Below are 21,631 nucleotides of genomic sequence, written 5' to 3' on the forward strand. Positions count from 1 at the left end.
CCATAACTGTTGAGTTATGGGCTTTATTTGTTTATGGCAACTCTACAGACTAGATTAACCTTTTTGCAACTTAATCATAGTATTGACGTTATAAAACTTTCAAATAAAGGTTTCCAATAAATATGCGAAGATTAATCGTTGTCTTTCTGGTTTTGATAAATTTTCAAAGTAAAGCAAATGACTTTGACTGGAATCCAGTATTACAAAGGGCTTATATTTCACTTTGGAAATTACGCTTGCAAGAAACCAGAGCCTTATTAGCTTCGCAAAAAAATACCTCTGGAATAAAGCTTTATCTTCAAAGCTACACAGATTTAATAGAGTTGATGGTTACAGAAGATAAGACCGATTTTGAGCAGTTCCTCGATGCTCAATCTTCTAGATTGACTTTACTGGAAGACTTCCCTGATACTGCTCCCGAAAAACAATGGATTATAGCCGAAATGTATCTTCATTTGGCTACTGCAAAGCTCAAATTTGGTCATGAGGTAAAAGGGGCTTGGAATTTGATAAAGGCCTCTAAATTGCTCGAAAATAACTACAAGAAGTTTCCCAATTTTATCCCACAACAAAAATCACTTGGTTTGATTCATATTATGGTTGGGTCTATACCTCAGAATTTTTTGTGGGTAGCCAAACTATTGGGACTTAAAGGTTCTGTTAAGAATGGTTTGCAGGAATTGAAAAATGTAAGCAAAAATGAACCTCGTTATGCTACCGAAGCCAACGTAATGTATTATTTGGCTCATGCTTATATTCTTGGTTTTACCCCCGTGGTTTTTCAGGATTATGAGCAGTTTTTGGATAAAAATGACGAAAGCCTTTTAATACAATTTTTAGGAGTCACCACCTACATGAAAGAGGGCAATAGCAGCCAAGCCAATGTATTGCTCAAAAAATGTGACACCTTGAATGCTCAAACAGGTTATTGGGCGTTTCCGTTTTTGCAGTATCTACATGGTGAAATAGAGATTCAGAAAGGGAATTATACTTTGGCAAGTCGACACTATCAAGTGTTTTTACAGCAATACAAAGGCTTTAATTTTATCAAGGATACCTATTACAAACTGTTCTTATGTTTATGGCTTAATAATGAAGACACAAAAGCGATTGCCTACTTAGAAAAAGTAAAAACACAAGGTTCAACCATTGTGGAGTCTGATCAGTCTGCGTTACGATTTGCTGAAAAGTTTAAACTCTCTACTAAAAGCAATGCTTCAAAAATCTTAATGAAAGCTCGCTTAGCTTTTGATGGAGGGTATTATCAAAAAGCAAAAGAAGGAGTTTTAGACTTGAAAGAAAGCTATTTTTTTGATCATGCCGAAAAAGCAGAATATAATTATCGCAAAGGACGAATACATCAGAAATTACATGAAATAACCTTGGCAGAAGAACACTTTGAAAGAGCTATTATACTTAGTCAAAATTCCTCGATAAGTTATGGCGCATTAGCTTGCTTACAGCTTGGATATATCTTTCAGGAGAGCGGGCAAAAAGTAAAAGCAAAGTATTACTTCGAAAAAGTACTGACTTATTCAAAACATGAGTATAAAAACTCTGCTGACAACAAAGCCAAAGCTGCCCTGAATACTTTAATTTAGTACTTTGTGAAGGATTAAAAAAACATTCATTTCGGATATTGGATGTTATAGGCAATTATAGACGATGGCAATATTAAAAAAAATAGAAGGCAATGAACTGTATTTGTACATGAACGGAAAGCTCATATACAAACGCTGGCTTGACACTGGACAATCAAAAATATTTGATGTAATGGCGTATGACAAATATACTTTGACAAGCATAAGAGACTTAGAATATGAAAACAACGGTGGACTGTTGACCGTCAAGGCAATATTAAAACTCAAATCGACAGAAGAAGGTGGACGACAAACTGGATTTATTAGCGGTTATAGACCCAATCATGTTTTTGAATACAACGACAAAGGACAATTATTACAAACTTATATTGGCGATATAGTATTTCAAGACAAACCGACTATTGAACCAGGAGAAGAAAGAGAAGTAACAGTTCGCTTCTTAATGAATCAACCAATTGAAAAATATTTAAATAAAGGACGAGTTTGGTGGATATACGAAGGCGACAGCCAAATTGGACAAGCTGAAATAATATGATGACAGAAATAACTGCCAATAACAGCACCAGACAACAGCTTTGTGGTCAATCAAACATTAGTTTTCAAATCAAATTTTGTGGTAAAAATCCCGCCCTTCGTGTAGTTGCAAACCGTTAGTTAAATATAGTATCAAAAAAGGCGTTCGAAACTAGTTTTTCGAACGCCTTTTTTGATACTATATTTCGAATGACACATCTTTAGACGCAAAGCATTGCGTCTTTACTAGTGAAATTCATCTTAAAATAATCACTCAATAAAGTAATGATTATTTCAACATATTGAACAAAGCTGTAAGCTTATCTTTCAAATCTTTTCTATCTACGATAAAATCCAAGAAGCCGTGTTCTAATACAAACTCAGCACTTTGGAAACCTTTTGGAAGGTCTTTACCGATAGTTTCGCGGATAACGCGAGGACCCGCAAATCCAATTAAAGCACCTGGCTCAGAGATATTGAAGTCACCCAACATTGCGTAAGAAGCCGTAACACCACCAGTAGTAGGGTCTGTCAACAACGATACGTAAGGGATTTTTGCTTCAGCAAGTAACGCTAATTTGGCTGATGTTTTAGCCATTTGCATCAATGAGAAACCGGCCTCCATCATACGAGCTCCACCAGATTTTGAAATCATCAAGAATGGAATTTTGTGCTTTAGAGAATAGTCAATCGCACGAGCAATTTTTTCGCCTACTACTGAGCCCATCGAACCACCAATAAATGAAAAGTCCATGGCTGCGATTACAACCTCAACATCATTCATTTTACCGTGCGCAGTACGAACAGCATCTTTCAAGCCAGTTTTCTTTTCTGTAGCTTTGATACGATCAGGATAGCGTTTGGTATCTTCGAATTTGAGAGGGTCGCCCGACGACATAAAGGCATCTAGCTCTGTATAACGTGATTGGTCGAAAAGTAGCTCGAAGTAATCTTGTGAACCGATTTTTTCGTGGTAGTTACACGACGAACAAGTCCAAGCAAATAGGCGATGTTCGCGCGTATGCATTACTTTTTTACAAGAAGGACACTGATACCATAGACCATCTGGTGCTTCTCTTTTAGCTTCGGTTGGGGTCAAAATCCCCTTATCTTTTCTGGTAAACCAAGACATATTTCTTTTTCAATTAAAGATTTTACGTGTTTTTTAGGAAAAGAAACACTAGGTAAAATACTCGTTGTGAGTGATAATGAATCGCAAAGATAAAACTTAAGCAATCGAGAATTAACAAAAACTTGAATTTTATCTAAGCTTTTTCGTTTTAGTAGCTGATTTTAAGTCCAGAAATTTACAGATAAAGTGTTGATTTTGACAACATTTTCCGTAATTTATTGGTCTATATAACTAAAAACGCAACAATCTAAGTTCTTTTGAAATGAAAAAAATAGCCTCATTTTTGATAATCTGCTTTTTATCTTATCATACTAAAGCCCAATCCTACCTTGAAACTCCCGATGGGAGAGTCTTGTTCGATGGACATGAAGTCAATGTAGAAGGTACAGTTTATATTCCTCAGGAGTTTAAAAAAGGATATTTGAAGTTTTCGAACGAAAGGAAAATGACAATCCCTCAAGTCCGATTTAATTCTTACGACAATCGCATAGAGTTTAAAGAGGGTAAGGAAGAAAAGGTCTTGACCTTACCAATTGTAGAATTTGGGTTTGAGGAGGCTGCTGGCAGTATGCGTGTATTCAAAAAAGGATTTCCTGCTATTGACCGCCAGACTGATGGTACTTTTTATGAAGTGGCGTATGATGGAAAAATCAAATTACTAAAATATTTTAAAGCCCATAAGTTTGATGTTTCGGGCTATAATTCGGCAACCAAAACGATGAAATTTGATATTAATGAGACCTTATATCTCTTGAAGTCAGATAATACCATCGTGAAAGTAAAGAAAGACAAGAAATCTTTACTGGAAGCTTTAGGCAAAGATGAGAGTGTAGTGAAAGAATGGTGGAGTAAGGAAAAGCCTAATCTAAAAAATGAAACAGACTTAAAAGCATTCTTAACTTATTTGGATACTTTGTAAAGGATGAGTCATCCCAAATTTAGTGATTTAGTGATTGAGCGAGTGAGTGATTATGTAAAAATTTGTATTCCATCAGTAGAGACGCAATGATTGCGTCTCAAGCCATTCATATCTAGCATAGTTTTATCAAAAAAGGGGTCGAAAAATATTTTTCGACCCCTTTTTTGATACTATATTTCAGAGTGACACTTCCTAAGACGCAAATTATTAGGTTGTTACAGGTGTTTTTCCTTAAAATAATCACTCATTCACTCAATCTCAATTCACTAAATTTAGCGATGGCTAATCAATTTTTTGACATACAATTTATCATCAACCATCATGCGGAGGATATATGTGCCTGAGCTTGCAGAAGATAAATCTATGATTTGAGAAAATTCAGTTCCTACTTTTTCGAAACTAGCTTGTGATATTTCCTGACCAAGCATATTAGCTACACTCAAGCGTAATTTTGTTGCTGGTTTTTCGAAAGTAGCCTTCAGTAAAAATTGACCCGTATTGCTTGGATTAGGGCTTACCGTGAACAATTGAGTTTCATCAAATTCTGTTCCTAGCACTACCACTTTAGGAGGATTTGGATTAGGACCTTGGATATTTAAATTATCAACAGCCCAGCCCCAGCCGTGCGCACCAACATCAGCCAACAAACGGAAGCGAATTAAGACTTGATCTCCAGCTTTAAAATCGCCAGATTTGAGCATATCTATTTCACGAGGCTTGAATAAGGCTTGAGTTCCTGCTGCTAATGAATTGCCATTGGCATCCGAAGAGCTATTCCAAGCAGCTAACCATGTAGCATTACTCGCTGCATCCCAACCGTCTTGAAACCATTTCCACGTATTACCTCCATCTTTGGAGCCTTCCACGATTACGTAATCAAAAAAGTTTCTATTTGGAACGCCATTACTTGCAAAAGAAACACCTTTGTCTCCTGGCTCAACAAGCGCAATTTCATCGAAATAAATTTTGGCAGTATCACCTCTTAAAATGATAGGCTTTTGCAAGTTGAAGGTAAAGTTGCTATAAGTATCTGAAGGATCAGAGGCCGTAAATGGAAATTCTGTTCCGTCTTTGTAAGGATGGTCAGAGTGCATCCCTTTACTAGTAAAACCAGAAGGCTGTGTTACGCTAAAGCCTTTGGTATAAAAATCGTCTGTAGCAACACTTTCAAAGGTTGTAATATATGAGTTAACAGCAGCAAGGATTTTTTGTACACTAAACTCATAGTAACCTGTGCTCGGAGAGTAGGTTGTGTTTTTTGCTTTTGTTCTATCTTTTACCACAATTCTGTATTGAATCTTTTCTCCTCCTTTGAATAAGCCACTAGCAAATGTAAACTTGCCCGTAAAAGGATATGCAATCCCACCACTCAATAAATCCCCCGATTGACCTCTGGTTAGACCAAAGGCTGTTTGAGCTTTTCCGTCAATCAAATATTCAACATAAACCGTATCAATATCGATATTATCGGCTACGGTTAATGACGGCAAAGTTACTTGTGTATCAGAAGGCTTTACCAATGAGATATTATTTACAAAATCGATAACTGGCTTAACAGTATCTGCTGCAATTTTAACTTTATAGAAATTAATATTGGCAATACTTCCAGATGCTTCTGCTGGTGTGGTAAATGTTTTTTTCTTACTGTCGACTGCTGTGAAATAATAACTTAACGTTTGGTCATTTCCTTTGTTTGGTAAGCTAAAAGTATAATTCCCAGTTTTACCATTTCGAGTCATTAATACTTCTGTTTTATCCTTGGTAATATCACCATACGAGTATACAAGTTTGACAGAAGTTGAGTCAAAGCCACTGTCACCAAAAACCTTTACCGCGAAAGAAAGCGGATTAACTAAGTCTTCTGTGTCTTTTAGGCGTTTATGGCTAATGGTATTGCCAATCCATCCCATGTCATTGAAAAAGCCTAACATAATTGGGCCAGGGTTGTGAATTGCTTCAGCTCTGGCAAATTGTGGAGACATTAAGGCATTGACTGTGCCTGTACGGTAAGTAACTTCATCCCAGTGGCTATAGCTGGAACCTTGGTCATAAGGGTTTGGCGCATACAATCTGGCTCTCAAACTATCATTCACAGCAATAATAGAAGGTGAATTCATATAAAGTTGCCCTCCAACCACTTGCTGATGAAGTTCTACTGAGGGATTTTTGAAAACACTTGAATTGAGTAGTCTTTGTCCACTTTGACTCTCTCCAAATACATCGTAGATATAAGGAATACCACCATCCGTAATAACACCAAGCGTTGCATCTGAGCTTGCTTCGCGCAGCGAGCCAAAAAATCCTAGACCATGCCCAATTTCGTGGAGAACAACAGAAACGAGGTCATATTTATTAGCAGGAACGACTCCATCTGTTCCATAATACCATGCAAAGTCGCCATTGAATTGAGCAACAATATCAGGATTATTACCATTAAGGTTGGTATGTGCCATTTTTTCAGCTAATGCAACGGCGTACCAAGTTTGAGCTTTGGTAGCTCCTGGGAAGTCTCTATAGGCACCTGTTGTAGAGGCAGAGCCTAAAACACTAGTTCCTAAACTTTGCCAATTAGCAGTTATGCGAACAGGTACATCTGAAACCAGTATAGACTGCCATATATCTACAGCCTTTTGAAAAGCGGCTTTTGCATCAGCAGGAAAGTCATTATAAGTAACAATAAATTGAGATTTGTCTGCTGTAACTTTTGCAGCCCTATTTTGCTTGAGCAAATACTCAAGTGGTGGAGCTACATAGCTTTTTACGGCAGGCGCATTTGGATCTGAAGGAGGGCAATAAATGCTTCTGCCGGGGCCTACAAATTTGTCAAGCTTTGATTGAGCCCGAATAAAAGGAATTGAAAAAAGCGTCAACAAAAGTAGTAAAAGTTGCTTTTTCATAAGTCTAGGATTAAGTGAGAATGGACAAATGTTTTCAAGTGGAATCAATGTTGATTACAAAAATTAAGAAGATATTATACTTATTGTAAAGACCAACTTAAGAAGAAATTAGTTGCACTAAATCACAAGGATAGCATAAGGTCATCAAAGCAACATTTCAAACTTGAATAGTTTAAAATTAGTTTTTTTTATATAAAAAAAGAAGCTTCCTTCTTGATAAAGGAAGCTTCTTTCAAAGATTATAGTATTCATGACTAAATCAAATAAATAATCATGATATATACCTCAAAAATTGATTAATACCCTGGGTTTTGAGTCATGTTAGGGTTTGAATCTCTTTCTCTTTGTGGAATTGGCAATAATGCTTGTGTACTTGCCCAGTTAGTCAGCGTAGCTGCTGCACGTCCAGTACGAACCAAGTCAAAGAAATAATGACCTTCCAATGCTAACTCTAATCTTCTTTGTGTAAAGATTTCGGTTTTCAATGCTGTTGGGTTCGATACCAATGTTGCATCTGCATCACCAATACCAGCACGGTTACGAATCAAGTTCAAAGCTGTTAAAGCTTCAGCATTTCTTCCTAGTTCAGCCAACGCTTCAGCTCTGTTCAAAATAACTTCAGCATAACGGAAAAGCACAGGGAAGTCTGTTCCATTAATTCTGAAATATTTCAATTGAGCATCGTAAGAAGTCGTCAAAATACGACGAGTATCTGTTGCTGAATAAGCAGACGCCAAAGTGGTATTTGGACGAATCTCATTTCTACCACCCAAAGCCGTAGAGAATAAGAAGAATGCCAAAGTATTACTGTTTGTCGTTTCAAAACTAAGCTCCCAGATACTTTCAGACGTTCCTTGTGTCGCAAAAATATTAGAGAAAGTAGGCACCAAAGAGTGCTGTCCTGAAGCAATAATTTGATCACACAATGACACTACTGCAGCATAATCTTTTTGGTAAAGAGCAGCTCTTGCTTTCAATGCCAACGCTGCATTTTTCGTAGCTTTTCCTTTATTTGTTGTTGGCAAATATGGAAGTGCTGCATCAATATCAGCATAGATTTGCTTGTACACATCGGCAGTTGAGCTACGAGATACTTTCAACGTTTCGTTTGCTTGCTCAGTTGGATCTAATACCAATGGCACATCGCCCCACCATCTTACCAAGTTGAAATAGTTAAACGCTCTCAAGAACTTAGCTTCTGCTACAATTTGGTTTTTAGCAGCGTCAGTAAAGCCTGATTCGTTAATCGATGGAACATACTTAATCAAGAAGTTGTCACGCAAAATAGACGTATAAATTTGCGTCCACATACCTGTTACCGACGTGTTGTTGGTAAGGATTGAGCGGTTAGCAATCTCTGCAAAATCAGAGAAAGTACCAGTGTGACGAAGGTTTCCTGATTGCAAATCTGGTAGTAATTGGTAGCGAGTACCAATATAGTTAGCAGATTGTAAACCATTGTAAGCACCGTTAAGTGCAGCACGTGCCGTCGAAGCATCCTTAATTTCGGATACTACGGAAGTTTGGGGAAGTTGGTCTAGTACTTGTTCACAAGCTGTACTGCCCAAAACAAGAGTACTAAATATAAATATTTTTAGTTTATTCATGGCTTCAAAATCTTTAAAATGAATAACTTACTGTAAAACAATAATACCTACAAATCAAGTGGTTGTACTACTAGAAAGTTAAGTTTACACCAAATGTAATTGTTCTAGGTTGTGGGAAAGTCAAGAAATCTGTACCTAAAGCAGCATTGGCTGATGAGTTACCATTTGCACCTGCTGTGAAAGTACTTACTTCTGGGTCTAAGCCTTTGTATTTAGTAAATGTCAACAAGTTTTGTGCTTGCGCATAAACTCTTACACGCTCAATACCAACTTTGTTTGTTACAGATTTAGGTAATGTGTAACCCAAAATCACGTTTTTCAAACGCAAGTATGAACCATCTTCGATGAAACGGTCAGATACACGACGGTTGTTGTTAGGGTCACCATATACAGCTCTTGGAATATCTGTGTTTGTATTTGTTGGAGTCCAACGGTTCAATACAGCATCTGTTTGTCCAAATACACCGTTCATACCTTCAGAGAAGTTACGAGTATAATTCAAGATTTTGTTGCCATACACAAACTGCGCGAAAATTTTCAAATCGAAACCTTTGTATGTGAAGTCGTTTGTTAAGCTACCAAAGAATTTTGGTTGAGCAGAACCCAAAACTTGCTGATCAGCCGAATTGACAACACCATCTCCGTTCAAATCTTTGAACTTAATATCACCAGGAGCCGTAGCTGCTACTTGATAGTAAGTAAAACCTTTTGCTTTTGCCGCAGCGTTAGCAGCAGCTACTTCATCAGCAGATTGGAAGATTTTGTCTACAACATATCCTCTGAATGCACCTAACTCTTCACCTTCCGCCAACCAGCTTGCAAAACCGTAAGGAGTTGGTGTTCCGTTGAAGATTTTCATCACTTTGTTTTTGTTGAAAGTGATGTTGAAGCTAGTGTTCCAAGTGAAGTCTTTACCTTTGATATTTTCAGTAGAGATACCCAATTCAAAGCCATTGTTCTGCATTTCACCAATGTTTTGGAGTACCGAAGTAAAACCAGAAGTAGCAGGAATCGTAGCATTCAACAACAAGTCATTAGTGTATTTGTGGTAATAACCAGCATTGATTGTAATACGGTTTTTAAGTAAACCTAAGTCCAAACCAATTTCTGAAGTAGTTGTAGTTTCCCATTTCAAATCAGGATTTGATAATTGAGAAGGAACTAATGCACCGTTTAACTGGTACGCAACACCACTACCAAATAAACCTAAAGAACCAAAGTTAGTGATTTCAGAGTTACCTGTTTTACCATAACTAGCACGGATTTTTAAGTCACTAACAGCTGGTACTGATTCCATGAATTCTTCTTTAGAAGCTCTCCATGCAAACGAGATAGAAGGGAATGTTCCCCAACGGTTGTTAGCACCAAATCTTGATGAAGCATCTGTTCTGAATACCCCTTGTACTAAGTATTTACCATCGTAGTCATAGTTCAAACGACCATAGTAAGATACCAAGCCCCAAGATGTAGCAAATGATGTAGCATCAGTTTTGTTTGCACCAGCAGATACTTTTTTAATCGCATTGCCTGGGAAGTTTGTTGCAGAAGCCAATACATAATCATAAGAAGATTGTTGGTAGTCTGCACCTGCCGTAGCCGAAATAGAGTGAATATTGTTGAACGAACGGTTGTAGGTCAAGTAATTACTTGTTGACCAGTTCAATTCACCACCATTAGTAGCGGTAGCCGAACCATTCAACCCTGAAGCTGCGTTCAATGTGTTTGGCAAGAAACGGTCTTCTTTGAATGATACTTGGTCCATATTCCAGTTTGTTCTTACTTTCAAACCATCTATCAAAGAAGCTTCTGCAAATACAGTTCCTAACAAACGACCACTAGTTGACAAGTTATATGGTTCAACAGCTGCAGCCAATGGGTTTTCTGTAGATGACGAAGCATCTTTACCATAAGAACCATCAGCAAAACGAACAGGAATATCAGATGCCATCAAAATAGCAGTACTCAATACACCATAAATGTTGTTATCGTTGTTGATACGGTTTTGCAATGAACGAGTATATGCCATTTGCGCACCTGTTTTTACTCTTTTGCTGATTTGGTGCTCTAAGTTAATTCTACCTACCAAACGCTTGTAGTCAGAACCCAAGATAATACCTTTTTGATCAAACAATGAACCCGATACAAAGAAGGTTGTTTTGTCGTTACCACCTCTTGCTGAGATATCGTATTGGCTAATTGGAGCATTTCTGAAAATCAAGTCTTGCCAGTTAGTACTAATTGCTTGTGATGGGTTTTGGAATACATTTACTGTACGAATTCCTCTAGCTTTTGATGTTGCAGATTCGATGGTATATAATTGTCCTCCTGCATTTACACCTGCGTTACTATCTGATTGCCAGAACCAAGCTGCTGCATCAGCTGCCGACGCCCATACACTTGTACCTGTACCAAAACCTGGAGTTGTTAAACCACCTGCACTGTTGTAAACACCATAACGGTTGATTACCATTTCTTGCAATAACTTTGTTTCTTCAGCACCAGAGATAGGACTTAATCTATTGCTAGCTTTCTGACCAAAACCAGTGTAGTAGTTAAAGTTAACTTGAGTTTTGCCTGCTTTACCTTTTTTAGTCGTAATCAAAACAACACCATTAGCTGCACGAGAACCATAAATAGCTGCTGCTGCTGCGTCTTTCAAAATGTCGATTGATTCAATATCGTTTGGTGCAATATCATTCAAGGCATTTGATGATTGGTTACCAAATCCTAATTGAGAGTAACTACCTGTGTTGATTGGAATACCATCTACAACATATAAAGGCTCGTTACTTGCAGTAATAGAGCTACCACCACGAAGACGTACCGTAACACCACCACCAGGAGTACCTGAGTTTGACGTAACCAATACACCTGCCGCACGACCTTGCATAGCTTGGTCAACCCCTGTAACAGGAAGGTTTTTTAATTCATCACTTTTGATTGAGGATACCGAGTAAGTAGCTTTATTTTTTGCCTGAGTACCATAACCTACAATTACAACCTCGTCAAGGTCAGTAGTAGATGATTTCAAAGTAACATTGATGATAGTTTTTGAACCAACTGCAATTTCTTGAGAGTTGAATCCTACAAAACTATAAACCAAAACAGACTTTGCTGGAGCACTGATACGATAAGAACCGTCTGAAGCAGTGGTGGTTCCTTTCGAAGACCCTTTGATAGTAACATTGACACCTGCTAGTGTCGAACCATCTTCTGATGAAGTTACCTTTCCTGAAATTGCTATGTCTTGGGCGATTGTGCTAAATATAAGCGACAACACCAAAACAAAGCTCATTAGTAGCTTTCTTTTCATGTGACAATTTTTTAGTTTGTTAATACTAAACTGACAGTGGATTAATTTCCAATTTAAACAAAAATACAAACAGAAAAACTTCTAAACCAAATTTTATATGTTGGAACATTAGATTTCGGTTAGTAACGTTTCACATATTTTACGTTTCGCCTAAAAAAGTGATTCTCCTTTCATAACACTAATAAATAATATTTTGTTTACAAAAGCCTCTAATAAAAGATAAATATATCTTTTTAGAAATAATGACCAATTAGCAAGAATTTACATTTTATAATACAATTAAGAGGATAATTATTGGATTTTTCAAATGTAATGCCATTTGCAATTCCTCTAATATAACACCTGAAAATTTAGAGTTAAAGCTTTACAGAGCCTTGAAAAAGTACTATTCAAAAGGATATTTATTTTTTTGGGAAAATTTGAAATGTGTAGACGTAACTGTATGAACTGTTGATTAATATACGTAAATTTTTAGTCTCTGATGCTTAAATAAGCCTATTAAAATAGTATGCTTCTGGGGCACAGTAATCCTTAATATGCTTTATTCTCAAATGGATTCTTCTTGGAATATTCTTAATAACTTCTTAATTTCATAAAAGTGTAGTACCCAAATTTGACATTGCACATGGTATAATTGTCATCACACAAACCTTAACACATTTCATGAAAAAAATAGTACTTTCTGGTGCTTTGCTCTTAGGCGCCTATATGTCATTTGCCCAGACCGCAGCCCTCAAAGCTAAAGTGGCACAAAAAGCTCAGTCGCTTGAGTCGAAAGTTGTAACTTGGCGTCGTGACTTTCACCAAAATCCTGAATTGAGTAATCGTGAATTTAAGACCTCTGAAAAAGTTGCGGCTCATCTTCGTTCGCTGGGTATTGAAGTACAAACGGGCGTAGCAAAAACGGGTGTTGTGGGAATTTTGAAAGGAGGCAAGCCAGGTCCTATAATTGCATTACGTGCCGATATGGACGCCCTTCCTGTAAAAGAAAGAGTGGATATCCCTTTTGCTTCAAAAGCAATGGGTGAATATAACGGCCAACCTGTAAGCGTGATGCATGCCTGTGGTCATGACTCGCACGTGGCCATTTTGATGGGTACTGCCGAAATTTTGGCTAGTATGAAAAGTGAATTGAAAGGTACCGTAAAATTTATTTTCCAACCTGCCGAAGAGGGCGCTCCTGAAGGGGAAGAAGGTGGTGCTGGTTTGATGGTAAAGGAGGGGGTACTTGAAAATCCTAAAGTTGATGCTATTTTCGGACTTCATATTAGTGCACAAGCACCTGTTGGAACGATTCGTTACCGCCCTAAAGGTACAATGGCTGCTTCTGACTGGTTCAAAATCAAATTGAAAGGCAAACAGGCTCATGGTGCTACTCCTTGGCAAGGTATCGACCCTATTGTAACTGCTTCACAAATCGTGATGGGCTTGCAAACAATTGTCAGCCGAAATGCTCCCCTTACAGAATCAGCGGCTGTTGTAACTGTTGGTCAAATCAATGCTGGGGTAAGAAGCAATATCATTCCTGAAGAATTGAATATGAATGGAACCATTCGTACGCTTGATACGCAGGTTCAGGACATGATTCATGCTCGAATGAAGCAAGTGGCTACAAATATTGCCGAAAGTGCTGGTGCCATCGCTGAAGTAAGTATTACTAAAATGTGCCCTGTAACTTTTAATGACCCTTCTTTGACAGAAAAAATGGTTCCAACATTAGAAGCGGTTGCTGGAAAAGAAAATGTATTCTTGACATCGGCGGCTACTGGCGCAGAAGACTTTGCATTTTACCAAGAAAAAGTACCGGGATTGTTCTTCTTCCTTGGAGGTGCTCCAAAAGGAAAGAAAGAGTCTGAAACAGCCTCGCATCATACGCCTGACTTCTATATCGACGAAGGTGGTTTTGTGTTAGGTATGAAAGCCATGACAAACTTGACGCTTGACTATATGGAAATGAATGCTGGAAAAGCTATTAACGCAACAGGAAAGTAAATTCATGCATTCGAACTATCGATAAAGAAAAAGGGGATAATGACATCATTATCCCCTTTTCTATTTTATGATTTTTTTAATCGTAAAGTCTTGTAAACGAAATTTGGAAAGAAGCGTTTGAGATACACACCCATTACTTCGTACCATCCACCGATATATACTTCTGATTTTTTAGTAATAATCGCTCGGACAATTTGGCGAGCACATTCATCAGGAAGCATTCCTTTAGCTTGATTAGCATCCATTTGATTATGTTTACTACCATCTCCCGAAAGTGCATTAAACGAAATTTGCGTTTTGATATATCCCGGACAAATAACAGTCACATCAATATTGTCAGGAAAAACTTCTGCTCTCAACGAGTCAAAAAAAGCAATTACAGCATGTTTTGTAGCGCCATAACCACCACGTAATGGTGTTCCAATTTTACCTGCCACACTACTGATTGCTACAAAATGTCCTCTTTGTCTTTGAGTAAAATGCGGTAAAACAGCCTGTGTCAACGCTACAATGCTAAAGAAGTTAATTTCCATTAAGTCTCTATAAACCTGAAAAACGGTATCTTTTACCATCGAACGCTGAGACACTCCAGCATTTTGTATTACGATATCAATATAACCAAAACGTTGTATTACATCCTCTACTTTTTGCGACATCGAAGATATATCCAACATATCCATGGGTAATACAAAAAGGTCTTTGGAAGACAACCCTGTCAGTAATGCCACTCGTTCTAGCTCATCTTTTCGACGAGCCGACAGAACTAATTTGACTGGAAATTTTGCTAATTCTAGCGCTAGCGCTTCTCCAATTCCTGAAGAGGCTCCTGTTATCCAAATGACTTTTTGATCGAGATACATAGTTTTGTATAAGTTAGCAGTTAAAATTGAAAGAGTTTTACCTGCCATAGGCATTAAGCTATATGCCGTATGCTGAAAGTATAAAAGTGTTTATAATAAAACCATGAATACATTTTTGCCTAATGCGTATTAATGCAATTTTATTTTACATTAATATATAATAGTAGTAAGCTTATAATTGAATTGAGCTGTCACAAAACACTAGAAGCATTTTTTATATCAAGCTACTAGTATCTAAAAGCTATTTCCTTACACTAAATTCAAAATAAAAGCATAATCTCTGGCAACTTCTTTAAATCTTTGGAAGCGTCCTGATGCGCCACCATGCCCTGTCGACATATCGCAGTGCATAAGCAATATATTATTGTCGGTTTTCAACTCTCTTAGTTTAGCTACCCATTTGGCTGGCTCCCAATATTGAACTTGCGAGTCATGCAAACCTGTTGTGACCAACATATTTGGATATTGCTGTGCTACCACATTGTCATAAGGAGAGTAAGATTTCATATAATCATAATACTCTTTTTCTTTAGGATTACCCCATTCTTCCCATTCGCCTGTGGTAAGTGGAATTGTTTCATCCAACATGGTCGTAACAACATCGACAAAAGGAACAGCTGCTAGTATACCCTTATATAAGTCTGGGCGATAATTGATAATAGCGCCCATCAATAAACCACCAGCCGAGCCACCATTGGCAAAAAGTTTATCTTTCGAAGTCCATTTTTCTTGAATCAAATACTCTGAAACATCGATAAAATCAAAGAAAGTGTTTTTCTTTTGAAGCATTTTCCCATTTTCATACCAAGGACGCCCCATTTCTTGTCCCCCGCGGATATGGGCAATGGCAAAGGCAAACCCTCTATCTAATAAGCTCAAACGTGCAGCCGAGAAATATGGGTCAATAGAATAGCCATACGAGCCATACGCGTATTGCAACAAAGGTTGCGAGCCTTCTTTTTTGAATCCTTTTTTATAAACAATCGAAATAGGTATCTGTACGCCATCACGCGCAGTTGCAAAGAGTCTTTCTGTCTGATAATCTTCTTTATTAAATACCCCAAGAACTTCTTGCTCTTTCATAAGCGTTTTCTCTTGTGTATCCATATTATAATCGAATACCGAACTAGGGGTAGTCAATGAAGTATAATGAAAGCGGAGTAAATCAGTATCAAAGTTGGGATTGTATCCAACACCTGCATCGTAGGCAGGTTCACCAAAGTTTAAATAATGTTCTTTTTGTGTACGTTGGTCGATTACTCTTAAATGAATTAGTGCATTACTACGTTCTGTTAATACCAAATGATGACGAAAAACATCTATGCCCTCCAAATAAGTATCCTCACGGTGTGCGATTACTTCTTTCCAGTTTTTAATATCATACGACTCATTTTCAGTAACTTCCATTAGTTTGAAGTTGGTCGCATTACCCACATTTGTTCGGATATAGAATTTGTCCTCAAAATGTTCTATCGAATATTGTAAGCCATGCTGGCGAGGGTAAAATGCCTTGAAGTCACCATCAGGGTTTGATGCCTCTAACAAGCGATATTCTGTAGAAACACCATTATGATCAGAAACTGAAACAATGTATTTTTTAGATTTCATACGCCCCAATCCCATATAAAACTGAGGGTCTTCCTCTGTATATACCAAAACATCCTCTGAGGCTGAAGTACCTAATTTATGGCGATAAACCTTTGATGCTAATAAAGTTTGAGGGTCACGTTGCAGATAAAAAATGGTTTGATTGTCGGCTGCCCAAGCATAAGCACCACCTTCGGTATTCTCAATTGTTTCTGGATATAACTCGCCAGTTTGAAGGTTTTTAAAATAAAGCGTATAGTTACGACGGCTGATAGTGTCGATACTGTAAGCTAATATTTGATCGTTGTCCGAAATATCATAGCCACCAATCGAGAAATACTCATGTCCTTCGGCAAGAGCATTACCATCTAAAAGAATTTCTTCTTCTGCTTCCATTGAATGTTTTTTGCGACAATACAACGGATATTCTCCACCTTCGATATAGCGAGAATAATAGTAGTAATCTCCATCACGGTAAGGAACAGATTCGTCCTGCTCTTTTATTCTCCCTTTCATTTCTTCAAAAAGCTCTTCTTGAAAAGCTTTTGTTGGAGACATAACCGTTTCTGTATAAGCATTTTCTGCTTCAAGGTAGGCAATTACTTCTGGATTTTCACGGTCATTTAGCCAATAATAATTATCAACACGAGTATCCTCGTGGATGGTCATAGGATAAGGTTTGATAGGAGCCTTTGGCGCTGGAATACCTTGAATGTTCATAGAATTTATGGAATTGTCAGACTGAGTAAAAACGGTAATGTTTTCGATAAATAAAATAATTTGTATTTAACCTCAACGTAGGTCATTAGCTAAACGCATTGCTCAAAGATAAAGTTTTCTTAGAGAAATCTTAAACTGGATACAGGCAAGTTCCAATTACACAATATTTGGACCTAATATTTTAAAGATAAATTGACTACTAAAAAAATGACCTTTAGGGCTTAGTGATTAGTCTAAAGAGGTGCAAATCAATCTAGAAGAAAAATTGAAAGAATAGGCTTTTATACGAAAATTTTCCTTGTAATTATTTGTATATCGTCATGATATTCAGTAATTTTGCATTCCCATTTTCGACTGGATGCCCGTTCAGAAAGGAAATAAGGCAAAATCATTGAAAATCAGGTGTATTCCGTCATCTGTAAAAGATGATTCATAACATTAAAACTTAGAACAAAAGTGGATACTTTAAGTTACAAAACCATCTCAGCTAACAAAGCTACCGTAGAGAAGGGATGGGTAATCGTAGATGCAGAAAACCAAATCGTAGGTCGTTTAACTTCTGAGATTGCTAAAATCTTACGTGGTAAACACAAGCCAAGCTACACTCCGAATGTTGACTGTGGTGATAACGTTATCGTAATCAATGCTGATAAAATCCGTTTTACTGGCAAGAAATTAACTGATAAAGTTTACACTCGTCACACTGGTTATCCAGGTGGACAGCGTTTTGCTACTCCAAGAGAAGTGTTGAGCAAAAACCCTAGAGGTGTAGTTGAAGCAGCAGTAAAAGGTATGCTTCCAAAAAACCGTTTAGGTCGTCGTTTGTTCACAAACTTGCACGTTTATGCAGGTACTGAACACCCACACGTAGCTCAACAACCAAAAGAAATTAAATTCTAATAATCGTTATTAGTTGTAGTTGGGAGCGCCACTATGACCGATAACTTCTCTATAAAACAATGGCAGAAGTAACTAATACATTAGGAAGAAGAAAAACGGCTGTTGCGCGTCTTTACATGACTCCAGGTAAGGGCGAAATCATCATCAACGGTCGTGAAATTAAAGAATATTTTCCATCAGAAATTTTACAAATCATCGTTAACCAGCCTTTCGCTTTAACAAAAACTGAAGGTGCTTATGATGTTAAAGTAAACGTTGATGGCGGTGGTATCAAAGGACAAGCAGAAGCAATCCGTTTAGCTATTTCTAGAGCATTGCAAGAAATCGATAGCGAATTGCGTCCTCCATTGAAGAAAGAAGGCTTCTTGACTCGTGACCCTCGTATGGTAGAACGTAAGAAACCAGGTCGTCGTAAAGCACGTCGTAGATTCCAGTTCTCGAAACGTTAATATTTTTACGGCTTTTGGCTTACGAATTTCAGCCCAGCAATGGGCTGCTCGTTATTCGTATGCCAAATGCTTATTGCTGTTAGGCTTGCAGTGACCGATGCCGCAGCGATTATTTACTCATATTTTTTTCATCATTTAGTGTTGAATTTATTTCAACAATACACAAATGGCACAATTAGAATACAAAAACTTATTGGATGCTGGTGTTCACTTCGGACACTTAACACGTAAGTGGGATCCAAGAATGGCTCCATACATCTTTATGGAGAAAAATGGCATTCACATCATCGATTTGAACAAGACTTTAGCTTGTTTGGACGAAGCTTGTACTGCTATTAAAGCAATCGTTCGTTCTGGACGTAAAGTAATGTTCGTTGCTACAAAGAAACAAGCTCAAGAGATCGTTTCTGAAGAAGCACGTCGTTTGAAAATGCCTTTCGTTACTGACCGTTGGTTGGGTGGTATGTTGACAAACTTTGCAACTGTTCGTAAATCTATCAAGAAGATGGGACAGATTGAAAAGATGTTGAAAGACGAAGAAACTTTCAAGGCATTGGCTAAACGTGAGCGTTTAATGATGACTCGTGACAAAGAGAAAATGGAAAGAGTTTTAGGTGGTATCACTGATTTGACTCGTCTTCCTGCTGCTTTGTTCGTAGTTGACGTAAAGCGTGAGCACATTGCAGTTGCTGAAGCAAAACGTTTGGGTATCCCAGTTTTCGCTATGTGCGATACTAACTCAAACCCTGATTTAGTAGACTTCCCAGTTCCAGCAAACGATGACGCTTACAAATCAATCGCATTGATTACTTTAGCTATCGGTAAAGCTATCGAAGAAGGTTTGATGGAGCGTAAGCAAGATAAAGACGATGCTCGTATGGCTGAAGAAGAAGAGGCAAAGAAAGTTGCAGAGGAAGAAGAAGCAGCACGCGAAGCAGCGAAATTAGCAGCTAAATACGAGAAAGAAGAAGAAGCTTAGTAGCAAATGGGGCTATTAGCCTATAAACTTTCTTTCGTAGATTGACACCAATACTCTTAAGTTGTTAAGTGTCAATGAAATAATTATTACCATTTGAATAGCCCATAGTTTTCTGTGGGCTATTCTGTTAGTTTTGGGAGGCTATTAAGAAATGAGTAATTGTTGCAGATAAGCTATTACCAATAGGTACTAGTACTTTCAAAGCTTAGAAGTTTAATAGAAATTTTAATCTTAAAATATACAAAACGATGGCTATTACAGCAGCAGACGTTAATAAACTAAGACAAATGACAGGTGCGGGCATGATGGATTGCAAAAAAGCCCTAACTGAAGCTAATGGCGATTTTGAAGCCGCTATCGATATTCTTCGTAAAGCTGGACAAAAAGTTGCAGCTAAACGTGCTGACAATGCTACTAATGAAGGAGTTGTATTGATCTCTATCAGCGAAGATGGTTCAAATGGTAAATTGCTTGCTTTGGCTTGTGAAACTGAACCAGTATCTAAAGTAGCTGATTTCAACAACTTGGCTTCTGCTTTGTTAGAAGCTGCAGTATCAAACAATGCTGCTACTAAAGAAGAAGTATTGGCTGCTACATTGTCTGACGGACGTACTGCAGAAGAAAATATTATCGAGTTGACTGGTAAGATTGGTGAAAAAATTACTATCGCTGGTTACGAAAATGTAACTGCAGAGAAAGTAGTTTCTTACATTCACTCAAACAACAAAATTGGTGTATTAGTAGCATTTAATAATACTTCTGGTGCTGACGTACTAGAGGTAGGTAAAGATATCGCTATGCAAATCACTGCAATGAAACCAGTTGCTTTGGACAAAGACGGTGTTGATGCTGCTACAATCGAACGTGAAATTGAAGTTGGTAGAGAGCAAGCTCGTGCTGAAGGTAAGCCAGAAGCAATGTTAGATAAAATTGCAACAGGTAGATTAGAGAAATTCTACAAAGAATCTACTTTGTTGAACCAACAGTTTGTGAAAGATTCTTCTATCAACATCAAACAATTGTTGGAACAAACTCAAAAAGGTTTGACAATCACAGAATTCAAACGTATTGCTTTAGCTTAATCGCTTGAATACCATATTTTTAATAAGAGCCTCTCAAAAAGAGGCTCTTATTTTTTATCATAAAGACTAGACTTATTTATATAAAATTCAGAGTTTTTATTTCTTTTATTCTACATTTATCAGTTATATTCAATGATCAACTACTTTGTTAGATATAATTGTAGCATAATTGGTATTTTTAACGTCAATAGCTTTATAATCAGTAAATTAGGAGTTGCTTAGTGATTAAACAACAGGTGTATTTGATTATTTTCATGTGAATACTCGTAGGATAGAGTGACGATTAATAAGATTTAGGGAACGCCACCCTATTTATATAAAGTTTTTTGTTAACTTGCCTACCTTAATATTATGTAGACAAATGATAATAATTAAGTAATAAACACTATCTTTTTCAGTAAAACTATATGAAACCCGCCTGAGCTAAATCAAAGTCTGCTAATGAAAGCTAACCTTAAAAAAGAAACGGATGAAAAGCTTGTGAAGCTTTTTATCGAAACTCAGAAGAATATCTATTTCGAGCATTTATATGATAGGTATTCAGATAAAGTATATCGCAAATGTCTCTCATTTGTAAAAGATGAAGCACGTGCCGAAGACTTCGCACATGACATCTTTCTAAAGCTAGTGATGAATATATCATCGTATAAAGAAACTGCAAAGTTTTCGACGTGGCTATATTCAATCACTTATAACTATTGTATAGACCAAACTCGTTTGGCTAAGCGCTATTCAGAAACCTTAATGGATGAAAACTTCGATGTAGAAGATTACGACGAAGGAGCAGAATTGGCTGAAATGGAAGCAACAAAGCTTCGTAAAGCCTTATCTCAGATGCAACCAGAGGAGAAATCTATTCTGATGATGAAGTATCAGGATGATTTATCTATTAAGGAAATTTCATCTACCCTAGACATATCTGAAAGTGCCGTAAAAATGCGCTTGCTTAGAGCCAAAGAAAAAATCAGAAAGGTTTACCTTGAATCCACTCTCATTTGGGGAATAATTATCGCCAAAGCACTTAGCTTGCTGTTTGGAAATGACTAAATTTGGTTCCAAATACGCTAATTACTTAAATAG

16 protein-coding genes are annotated in these 21,631 nt (G+C 37.3%); 10 read left to right on the forward strand and 6 right to left on the reverse strand.

What is annotated here, in order from left to right; translation table 11 throughout:
- The first annotated feature begins 122 nt into the window (after positions 1–122).
- From GVN22_RS05165 to GVN22_RS28075, 3 genes are all read left to right on the forward strand, one after another.
- Positions 123–1,601 carry a tol-pal system YbgF family protein gene (locus tag GVN22_RS05165; protein WP_166549984.1) on the forward strand — a complete coding sequence of 493 codons (1,479 nt, stop codon included), beginning with the start codon at positions 123–125 and terminating at the stop codon, positions 1,599–1,601.
- Positions 1,602–1,665: 64 nt separating this feature from the next.
- Complete coding sequence (locus GVN22_RS05170) at positions 1,666–2,136, forward strand: hypothetical protein (protein WP_166549985.1); 471 nt, start codon at positions 1,666–1,668, stop codon at positions 2,134–2,136.
- Complete coding sequence (locus GVN22_RS28075; RefSeq protein WP_255494244.1) at positions 2,133–2,255, forward strand: hypothetical protein; 123 nt, start codon at positions 2,133–2,135, stop codon at positions 2,253–2,255. Before GVN22_RS05170 ends, GVN22_RS28075 begins: the two co-directional genes overlap by 4 nt.
- Before the next feature lie 148 nt (positions 2,256–2,403).
- Here GVN22_RS28075 and accD read toward each other — a convergent pair whose 3' ends face one another.
- Positions 2,404–3,246, reverse strand: coding sequence for an acetyl-CoA carboxylase, carboxyltransferase subunit beta (accD, locus tag GVN22_RS05175; protein WP_095161336.1), 843 nt, complete (start codon positions 3,244–3,246; stop codon positions 2,404–2,406).
- Between the two features lie 262 nt (positions 3,247–3,508).
- On the opposite strand from accD, the gene GVN22_RS05180 reads away from it, so the two are divergent.
- Positions 3,509–4,165, forward strand: a complete 657-nt coding sequence (locus GVN22_RS05180) for a hypothetical protein (RefSeq protein ID WP_166549986.1) — start codon at positions 3,509–3,511, stop codon at positions 4,163–4,165.
- A 272-nt stretch (positions 4,166–4,437) separates the two neighbouring features.
- Here GVN22_RS05180 and GVN22_RS05185 read toward each other — a convergent pair whose 3' ends face one another.
- The 3 genes from GVN22_RS05185 to GVN22_RS05195 all read right to left on the reverse strand — a co-directional run bounded on the left by GVN22_RS05185 (position 4,438) and on the right by GVN22_RS05195 (position 11,982).
- Complete coding sequence (locus tag GVN22_RS05185) at positions 4,438–7,062, reverse strand: T9SS type A sorting domain-containing protein (protein WP_166549987.1); 2,625 nt, start codon at positions 7,060–7,062, stop codon at positions 4,438–4,440.
- A gap of 296 nt (positions 7,063–7,358) precedes the next feature.
- Entirely contained in the window at positions 7,359–8,669 is a 1,311-nt protein-coding gene (locus GVN22_RS05190) for a RagB/SusD family nutrient uptake outer membrane protein (RefSeq protein ID WP_166549988.1), read from the reverse strand.
- A gap of 70 nt (positions 8,670–8,739) precedes the next feature.
- On the reverse strand, positions 8,740–11,982 hold the full coding sequence (locus GVN22_RS05195) for a TonB-dependent receptor (RefSeq protein ID WP_166549989.1): 3,243 nt from the start codon (positions 11,980–11,982) through the stop codon (positions 8,740–8,742).
- Between the two features lie 663 nt (positions 11,983–12,645).
- Here GVN22_RS05195 and GVN22_RS05200 point away from each other — a divergent pair.
- A complete protein-coding gene (locus GVN22_RS05200) occupies positions 12,646–13,974 on the forward strand; it encodes an amidohydrolase (RefSeq protein WP_166549990.1) in 1,329 nt (442 codons plus the stop codon).
- 65 nt (positions 13,975–14,039) lie between these two features.
- Here the strand turns inward: GVN22_RS05200 and GVN22_RS05205 are convergent, their stop codons facing one another.
- A complete protein-coding gene (locus GVN22_RS05205; RefSeq protein ID WP_166549991.1) occupies positions 14,040–14,834 on the reverse strand; it encodes an SDR family oxidoreductase in 795 nt (264 codons plus the stop codon).
- A 249-nt stretch (positions 14,835–15,083) separates the two neighbouring features.
- Complete coding sequence (locus tag GVN22_RS05210) at positions 15,084–17,141, reverse strand: S9 family peptidase (RefSeq protein ID WP_166549992.1); 2,058 nt, start codon at positions 17,139–17,141, stop codon at positions 15,084–15,086.
- A 456-nt stretch (positions 17,142–17,597) separates the two neighbouring features.
- Between GVN22_RS05210 and rplM the strand changes: the two genes are divergently transcribed.
- The 5 genes from rplM to GVN22_RS05235 all read left to right on the forward strand — a co-directional run bounded on the left by rplM (position 17,598) and on the right by GVN22_RS05235 (position 21,598).
- Positions 17,598–18,041, forward strand: a complete 444-nt coding sequence (gene rplM / locus GVN22_RS05215) for a 50S ribosomal protein L13 (RefSeq protein ID WP_095161345.1) — start codon at positions 17,598–17,600, stop codon at positions 18,039–18,041.
- A gap of 59 nt (positions 18,042–18,100) precedes the next feature.
- The gene (gene rpsI, locus GVN22_RS05220; protein WP_166549993.1) at positions 18,101–18,490 is read left to right on the forward strand and encodes a 30S ribosomal protein S9; all 390 of its coding nucleotides are present in this window, start codon (positions 18,101–18,103) and stop codon (positions 18,488–18,490) included.
- A 166-nt stretch (positions 18,491–18,656) separates the two neighbouring features.
- On the forward strand, positions 18,657–19,469 hold the full coding sequence (rpsB, locus tag GVN22_RS05225) for a 30S ribosomal protein S2 (RefSeq protein ID WP_166549994.1): 813 nt from the start codon (positions 18,657–18,659) through the stop codon (positions 19,467–19,469).
- Between the two features lie 248 nt (positions 19,470–19,717).
- On the forward strand, positions 19,718–20,551 hold the full coding sequence (gene tsf, locus GVN22_RS05230) for a translation elongation factor Ts (protein ID WP_166549995.1): 834 nt from the start codon (positions 19,718–19,720) through the stop codon (positions 20,549–20,551).
- 441 nt (positions 20,552–20,992) lie between these two features.
- Positions 20,993–21,598, forward strand: a complete 606-nt coding sequence (locus GVN22_RS05235) for an RNA polymerase sigma factor (protein ID WP_095161349.1) — start codon at positions 20,993–20,995, stop codon at positions 21,596–21,598.
- The last annotated feature ends 33 nt before the right edge of the window (positions 21,599–21,631 follow it).

The sequence above is a fragment of the Cellulophaga sp. BC115SP genome (genome assembly GCF_009905545.1).
GTDB lineage: Bacteria > Bacteroidota > Bacteroidia > Cytophagales > Spirosomataceae > Flectobacillus > Flectobacillus rivi.